The organism is Synechococcus sp. Cruz CV12-2-Slac-r (assembly GCF_024346075.1).
Classification (GTDB): domain Bacteria; phylum Cyanobacteriota; class Cyanobacteriia; order PCC-6307; family Cyanobiaceae; genus Synechococcus_D.
Genome location: NZ_JAGQEK010000089.1, coordinates 1 through 7,274, shown reverse-complemented (window position 1 = coordinate 7,274; position 7,274 = coordinate 1). Strand labels below are relative to the sequence as shown.

General features: G+C 50.7%; 9 protein-coding genes. 2 read left to right on the top strand and 7 right to left on the bottom strand.

All coding sequences use genetic code 11. The features are described 5' to 3' along the window. From KB557_RS07825 to KB557_RS07810, 4 genes are all read right to left on the bottom strand, one after another. Positions 1–374, bottom strand: a 374-nt coding sequence (locus KB557_RS07825; protein WP_255132982.1) for an asparaginase, incomplete at its 3' end; no start/stop codon positions are given. A gap of 36 nt (positions 375–410) precedes the next feature. Then, positions 411–896, bottom strand: a complete 486-nt coding sequence (locus KB557_RS07820; protein WP_255132984.1) for a CGLD27 family protein — start codon at positions 894–896, stop codon at positions 411–413. An 18-nt stretch (positions 897–914) separates the two neighbouring features. After that, complete coding sequence (gene rsfS / locus KB557_RS07815) at positions 915–1,268, bottom strand: ribosome silencing factor (RefSeq protein ID WP_255132980.1); 354 nt, start codon at positions 1,266–1,268, stop codon at positions 915–917. Beyond that, positions 1,261–1,896, bottom strand: a complete 636-nt coding sequence (locus KB557_RS07810; protein ID WP_255132978.1) for a DUF3318 domain-containing protein — start codon at positions 1,894–1,896, stop codon at positions 1,261–1,263. The genes rsfS and KB557_RS07810 overlap by 8 nt, the downstream gene beginning before the upstream one ends. Positions 1,897–2,016: 120 nt before the next feature. On the opposite strand from KB557_RS07810, the gene carB reads away from it, so the two are divergent. Both carB and KB557_RS07800 read left to right on the top strand, forming a co-directional pair. After that, positions 2,017–5,313 carry a carbamoyl-phosphate synthase large subunit gene (gene carB, locus KB557_RS07805; protein ID WP_255132976.1) on the top strand — a complete coding sequence of 1,099 codons (3,297 nt, stop codon included), beginning with the start codon at positions 2,017–2,019 and terminating at the stop codon, positions 5,311–5,313. 18 nt (positions 5,314–5,331) lie between these two features. After that, positions 5,332–6,009, top strand: a complete 678-nt coding sequence (locus KB557_RS07800) for a DUF3386 domain-containing protein (RefSeq protein ID WP_255132974.1) — start codon at positions 5,332–5,334, stop codon at positions 6,007–6,009. Between the two features lie 12 nt (positions 6,010–6,021). On the opposite strand, the gene KB557_RS07795 is transcribed toward KB557_RS07800, so the two are convergent. The 3 genes from KB557_RS07795 to KB557_RS07785 form a co-directional block, all read right to left on the bottom strand. Beyond that, positions 6,022–6,249, bottom strand: coding sequence for a DUF6447 family protein (locus KB557_RS07795; protein WP_255132971.1), 228 nt, complete (start codon positions 6,247–6,249; stop codon positions 6,022–6,024). Positions 6,250–6,281: 32 nt separating this feature from the next. Beyond that, positions 6,282–6,593: a hypothetical protein gene (locus tag KB557_RS07790; RefSeq protein WP_255132969.1), complete on the bottom strand. Its 312-nt coding sequence runs from the start codon at positions 6,591–6,593 to the stop codon at positions 6,282–6,284. A 51-nt stretch (positions 6,594–6,644) separates the two neighbouring features. Next, a partial coding sequence (locus KB557_RS07785; protein ID WP_255132967.1) for an ABC transporter ATP-binding protein occupies positions 6,645–7,274 on the bottom strand: 630 nt, incomplete at its 5' end.

Genomic DNA, 7,274 nt, shown 5'->3' with positions numbered 1-7,274 from the left:
AGGGCGCTTTCTTTATCTAAGCCGCAAGGGCAGCGCAAAAAACTCACATCTACATCTGCCCGCCATAGCACCTGAAAAGCTTCACGCGCTTGCTCCAAGGTGCCGTCGTGGGAAGCGCAAGCAATTGCCATTGCCCGATCGCCACCCCCCTGGGCATCCACTGCACCACTGGAAACAAAAAGCTGGGCTTGAAAAGGTTTCAAGCTGGAGCGGATAAAGCTGAGGTGCTGAGGATCCCCAGCCCGCATCAATAATCTGCCGCGTTGATCGGTAACTACCGCATGGGCCCGGTGCAGGGATTCAGCGACGCCATTGCGTAAGAGAACCACCTCTAAAGGTGAAGTGCCCTGGCGACTTGATCCACTCAGCCCCATGGAGGAAGTCATATCAAATAAATAAAACGTTAGGTTTCAAAGAGCCTGGCAGATGCTCGAGCCAAAGCAGAGCAGCACCAGCAGCAGCGTGAGGGCTTGCCCAAGGCGCACCAAGATTGGTTTTACCTGATGTTGTGCCACCAATAAATCTTGCTGACGCCAATCCAACGGTTTTTCCCATTCTTGACCGTCGTACCAGCCCGATTCCTCATAGATGATTTTTTCTCGCACCAAGCGCCGCTGCACATAAGACCAGCCAAGCCACTGGCGAGTTAGTAAAAGTAAAGGCAAAAGCAATGCTGCAACAGCTGCTGCAGTTACAAGCTGCACTGGGTTATGGCGCAGTGGCACGCTGCCGGTGGCAACGATTATTGCGATCGGCAACAGCAAGATCCAACCACCGCCAAGGGCGGCAACTAAACCTCCCAATGAATGGATAGGCCATCTAAAAAACCAGGATTCGCACAGCTGTTGATATTCCTGCAAGGGACGCTGCTCCTGCGGCACCGGACAAACGCTTATCACGTAACAGCTCGATAATTAAGTGGTAGGGGTGAAAAGAATGGTTTCACCATGACCCCAAAAAGCCTCTAAATCGTAGTAACTGCGCTCCTGAGGGGTGAGTACCTGCACAATTAAATCGCCGTAATCAAGCAATACCCAACGACCTTGGGTAACACCCTCACGCCTCAAGGGCAGCCTTTCACATTCCAATTCGAGCCGGTCTTCCACAGAGCGCGCAATTGCTCTCACCTGCACATCAGAAAGACCACTGCAAACCACAAACCAATCGGTGAGAGTAGTTACCTCTTCCACCCTGAGCAAACGAATATCTACCGCCTTACGGTCGTCGGCGGCTTCGGCCGCGAGGCGTGCCAACGATTCGCTATCCATACACATTTTCACTGGTAACTGAACGGCTACTGCCTTGTTGCTGAGCCATATCAGCTCTTGCTTTGCCAGCACTTTTACGCAGGGCTTCGAGGCGATCCTCAAAAAAGCTGCGTTGGCGTTTTTTACGGGTTTGCTCGATGCGTTCCTTTAATGCACCCCCCAAACTTTTGTAAGCGTTGGGAAGGGTATAGCCAAAACGGGTGGCGAGCCCGATGGCCCGTTCATCGGCTGAAATGGCGTCCCGCAACCGTTTCTCGGAATTGTTTTTTAGATAAAGCCGATAACCGGCAAATCCAGATAATCCCACTGCTAACACAAGTAATAAGCCGTCTTGCACCCACAACTCGCCGATCGCACCACCAAGACCGATTGCAAGTGCTGCCATTTCCCAACCATCCCGCGGAATGGCGTCATTTTGGATACGGCCCACCTCATGCCAAAAAAGAAGGTTGCGGTGATCGAGAGCTAGTTCATCCCATTTATCCAAATGCAACTGGATTTCCACTTCATCCCTACCAATTTCCTCGAGGCTGATCAAGGGAGGGTCTGCGGAAGCTGCTGCTTCAACAAAAACCCAACTCTGCATCTCTGGCGGCAGCAGCCCCTTCAGGCGCTGGAGCTCACTCATGAACACAGACGTTCAATAACGTCAGATACAACCCACAGAGTAGCGACCTCTCAGCAAGGGATGCTGGTGGGTAGGCCGCCAAGGTGAGATGCTGTGAACGTTTTGCTGTAATCACCGCCCATGCCCCGCCGCACGGATTTGCATCGGATCCTGCTGCTGGGGTCTGGCCCCATTGTGATCGGCCAAGCATGCGAGTTTGATTATTCCGGAACCCAAGCCTGCAAAGCCTTGCGAGCAGAGGGATATGAAGTGGTTTTGGTGAATTCCAATCCGGCTTCAATAATGACGGATCCGGATATGGCGGACAGAACCTATATCGAGCCACTAACGCCTGAAGTGGTTACCCAGGTAATCGAAAGGGAACGACCTGATGCGCTCCTACCCACAATGGGAGGACAAACCGCTCTCAATTTGGCGGTGGCACTTGCTGAAAACGGCACGCTTGAACGCTTCGGAGTTGAACTAATCGGCGCAAATCTGGAGGCAATTCGTAAAGCTGAAGACCGCCAATTGTTTAAGGAGGCGATGCAACGAATCGGCGTAGATGTATGCCCTTCGGGAATCGCTACAACTCTTGAAGAGGCATTAATAGTTGGAGAAAGTATTGGCGGTTATCCCCGCATAATTAGACCTGGCTTCACCTTGGGCGGGGCAGGTGGTGGCATCGCTTACAACCTGGAGGAATTTATTGCCATCTGCAAAAGCGGCCTAGAGGCCAGCCCGGCATCTCAAATCTTGATTGAACAATCACTGCTGGGATGGAAAGAATTTGAACTTGAAGTAATGCGCGACAGTGCAGATAACGTTGTAATTGTGTGCAGCATTGAAAATATTGATCCGATGGGGGTTCACACAGGAGATTCAATCACCGTTGCCCCAGCTCAAACTCTCACAGATCGGGAATATCAAAGGTTGCGAGATCAATCAATTGCAATTATTAGGGAAATCGGCGTTGATACAGGCGGCAGCAACATCCAATTTGCTATCAATCCAAGTAATGGAGATGTAGTTGTAATTGAAATGAATCCAAGGGTGAGTCGCAGTTCAGCGCTTGCCAGCAAAGCAACGGGCTTCCCGATTGCCAAAATTGCCGCGCGGCTGGCTGTTGGTTATCGGCTTGATGAAATTATTAACGATATCACCGAAAAAACACCAGCCTGCTTTGAACCAACCATCGACTATGTAGTAACTAAGGTGCCGCGCTTTGCTTTTGAAAAATTTAGCGGCAGCTCCTCTGTGCTCACCACCTCGATGAAATCGGTTGGGGAAGCGATGGCGATTGGTCGATGCTTTGAAGAATCTTTTCAAAAAGCCCTGCGCTCCCTTGAAACTGGCCATAGCGGCTGGGGCTGCGACCGGCCAGAAACCAGCCCTAGCCCAAGCGAGCTGGAAAGGGAACTACGCACACCAACCCCAGAACGTATCTTTTCAGTGCGCAGCGGCTTAAATCAAGGGCGTACTGTGGCTGAATTACATCAGCTAAGTAATATTGATCCCTGGTTTCTAGGTAAACTTGAAGCTCTACTAATTAGTGAAAAACGCCTGCTTCAAGGTAAAACATTAGCTCAGCTTAATGCAGAAGCTTTACTGGAGCTAAAGCAATTGGGTTACAGCGATTGTCAAATCGCCTACGCCACAGGAAGCGATGAACTTACAGTGCGCAGTAAGCGCCAAGAACTTGGCGTTGATGTTTTATTTAAAACCGTTGATACCTGCGCTGCTGAATTCGCCTCCAGCACCCCTTATCACTATTCAACCTATGAAAGATGTTTAGAGCGATTAAATAGTGCGGGAGAATTGGAAGTATTAGCGCCTAATACTGAGGTGCAGCCGGAATCACGGCGCAAAGTGTTAATTCTTGGCGGCGGCCCCAACCGGATCGGCCAAGGGATTGAATTCGACTACTGCTGTTGCCATGCCTCATTTGCGCTGCAGGCGGAAGGATTGGTAACCGTGATGCAAAACAGCAATCCTGAAACCGTTTCCACCGATTACGACAGTAGCGATCGTTTGTATTTTGAACCCCTCACTCTGGAGGATGTGTTGAATGTGATCGAGGCCGAACATCCAGCTGGGGTGATTGTGCAATTTGGCGGCCAAACCCCACTTAAACTTGCTTTACCACTACTTGCCTGGCTTGAAACTGATGCAGGCAAACTCACTGGCACTGAAATCTGGGGCACTTCTCCGCGAAATATTGACCTAGCAGAGGATCGTGAACAATTTGAAGCTGTATTACGTAGTTTAGAAATACGGCAACCACGAAATGGCATTGCTCGCAGTGAAAAAGAAGCAATAGCAATCGCTGAAAAAATTGGTTATCCGGTGGTGGTACGCCCCAGTTATGTACTTGGTGGCCGTGCGATGGAAGTTGTTTTTGATAGTAAAGAATTAGATCGTTATATGCGCGAAGCCGTGAAGGTGGATCCGAATCAACCAGTATTGATAGACGAATATCTTGAGAATGCAATAGAGGTAGACGTTGATGCTTTATGCGACAACTCAGGCATGGTAGTAATTGGCGGTTTAATGGAACATATCGAACCTGCTGGCATTCATTCTGGAGATTCCGCCTGTTGCCTACCCGCAGTGAGCTTATCTAAAGATTGCTTAGCAACTATAAGAAATTGGAGTATTCAATTAGCCAAACGCTTAGAAGTGCGCGGTTTAATAAATCTTCAATTTGCCGTTAAAGATCATCAAGTTTTTATAATTGAAGCAAATCCAAGGGCATCAAGAACTGTGCCATTTGTAGCAAAAGCAACCGGGCTGCCGTTAGCAAAAATTGCCAGTCAAATAATGGCTGGACGCAGTTTAAATGAACTTGGCGTAATAAATGAACCCCAACCCCCTTTGCAGGCGGTGAAAGAAGCAGTTTTGCCTTTTCGCCGCTTCCCCGGCGCCGATTCACTGCTGGGGCCTGAGATGCGTTCCACCGGTGAAGTGATGGGAACCGCTACTAGTTTTGGCATGGCCTACGCGAAAGCTGAACTTGGGGCAGGCGAGGTTTTACCCACCGCAGGCACTGTTTTTCTTTCCACCCACGACCGGGACAAGCAAGCCTTAAGCGCTGTTGCAAAAGACCTAGCCGCCCAAGGTTTTGCCCTGGTTGCCACCAGTGGCACCGCCCGCCACCTGAGGGCTCAAGGATTAGAAGTAAAAACCGTGCTCAAAGTGCATGAAGGGCGCCCCAACGTGGAAGATGCCATCCGCTCCGGCCAAATTCAATTAATCATCAACACCCCCATCGGGCGCCAAGCCACCCACGACGATCGATATCTGCGCAGAGCTGCCCTCGATTATCAAGTGCCCACCGTTACAACACTTGCCGGGGCTAAAGCAGCGGTGGCTGCAGTGGCTGCTCTGCAGGGCCAGAATGAGCTACCAATCAACGCCTTGCAGGATTTGCATCGCTAATCGCAACTACCCACAACAATGACAATCAGCAGCCCCACAACTAACGCGCCAATTCCTGGCAGCGACTGCACTTCCCTATTCAGGGCCGCCTATGAAAATCGCTACACCTGGGAACCGGATTTCGGTGGCTACAAGGGCCGCTGCATCTGGGAGCAGGGCGACAAGCGCGTTGAGGGCAGCTTTGTAGTGGGCGCCGATCTCAAGGCAACTGTGGAAGGTATTAGCGATGAAGAGATCCACAAGGCGATGGCTTCCCAGCTCTGGGAAGTAGCGATCCACCGAGTGCGCCGCAGTTTCGAGCAAACCCATGGTTCCAATAGCTTCAGCGCCGGTAACACCGACACAATTGGCACCGAAGTAATCGTTGGTGGAAAAAATACCGGTGATCGTTATCGCATCAAAAATGATGTTGTAACGATGGTTCATCGCCATATTCATGGCACGGTAGTAACTATTTTTACCGAAAGCACAACCGACACTGGAAGGGGTTACTTAAGCCACAAATACACAAGTCAGTATTCGGATCCCGCCAGCGGCGAATTAAAAGGCGCCATAAGCCGCTTTAGCGATACTTTTGTGCCGCTTAATAATTCAGGCTTATGGGTTTTGGGCGAGCGGGTTGTGGCTGGCGATGCCCATGGAGACATCCCAGCCAGCGAACAGCGTTTCTTATTTGAAAACCTTGAGGTTCTTTAGCTAATTTATTAATTACTCAGCCATTGGGTCGATTGTTTTGAGGCGTTCATTTAGTTGCAACGCCATCGACTGACGACCCACTGCCAACACCTTCAAGGTGTCCTCATGGAGCCGCAATTGGGCGTCTGCCACTTGCCTACCACGAACCAATTCCTTTACGTCGTCGGGCAAGTTATTAAGGTCGTAGCGCTTACCTTCAAACGTGAGTACAGGATTTTCCTGATCGCCGGAGTTAGTCATTGAGGCTTTGATCCTAAGCTTGAGGAGCCCGGCTAATGTACCGGGCCTTGGGGACGCTTGAAGAAAAACATCAACAACGGGCCCACTTGAGCCGTTTCGATGAATTCCCAGCCCTCTTGCCCTAGCAGATTTAGAAAATGTTGCAGCTGGGCCGCTGGATGCTTTGGGAGCGATTGATTTTTTGAATAAAAATCAGGAAATTCTCTTGCGATGAAATCTGGGCTTAATGCACCCCCCAGCCTTTCGCTGGCAGCTTCCGGAGTGGGGGGCGTTGGTGGAGGTCCGTTATCTACATTGATGTGAATAACCCTGTAGTCCCAATGCAATGAGGTGCTGGTAGTCATTTTTTACAGACGTCTGTTTGGCTTTTTGAAATATAAAAACAGTTTATTGGATTATGGAAGAAAAGATCTAATTAGCTGTCGGTTGCAGAGCTCGCGGTATCGCCCCCCTGCCTGCATTAATTGATCATGGCTCCCTTGTTCAATAATCCGCCCATTCTCCAGAAAAAGGATCCGATCGGCCTCCTGCACAGTTGATAAACGGTGGGCGATCACTAGCACGGTGCGGCCAGCCATCGCTTGGGCTAGCCCTTGTTGCACCGCCTCTTCCGCCTCCGCATCAAGGGCGCTGGTGGCCTCATCAAGCAGTAACACCGCTGGATTACCAAGCACCGCTCGAGCAATGGCAATTCGTTGCTTTTGGCCGCCAGAGAAGTTTGTGCCCCGCTCCTCAACACGAGCTTGGTATCCCCCCGGCAAAGCTTCAATAAATTCAGCTGCGTTGGCTAGCTGCGCTGCCCGACGCAGTTCTGCATCGGTGGCGTGCCGGCCAAAACGAATCGCTTCAGCAACGGTGCCTGAAAATAACGTGGTGTTTTGCGGAACTAATGCCATCCCTCGGCGCAATTCCGCCGCTCGCAGCTGGCGCAAATCGATGCCATCGAGCAGCACTTTTCCCTGTTGCGCAACATTGAAACGCAGCAGCAGGGAGAAAAGAGTGGTTTTACCTGCTCCAGAGGGGCC

Excerpts from the sequence above, each read along its gene's own strand:
- rsfS (WP_255132980.1), bottom strand. The coding sequence starts at position 1,268 with ATGGATAGCGAATCGTTGGCACGCCTCGCGGCCGAAGCCGCCGACGAC.
- KB557_RS07810 (WP_255132978.1), bottom strand. The coding sequence starts at position 1,896 with ATGAGTGAGCTCCAGCGCCTGAAGGGGCTGCTGCCGCCAGAGATGCAG.
- carB (WP_255132976.1), top strand. The coding sequence starts at position 2,017 with ATGCCCCGCCGCACGGATTTGCATCGGATCCTGCTGCTGGGGTCTGGC.
- KB557_RS07800 (WP_255132974.1), top strand. The coding sequence starts at position 5,332 with ATGACAATCAGCAGCCCCACAACTAACGCGCCAATTCCTGGCAGCGAC.
- KB557_RS07795 (WP_255132971.1), bottom strand. The coding sequence starts at position 6,249 with ATGACTAACTCCGGCGATCAGGAAAATCCTGTACTCACGTTTGAAGGT.
- KB557_RS07790 (WP_255132969.1), bottom strand. The coding sequence starts at position 6,593 with ATGACTACCAGCACCTCATTGCATTGGGACTACAGGGTTATTCACATC.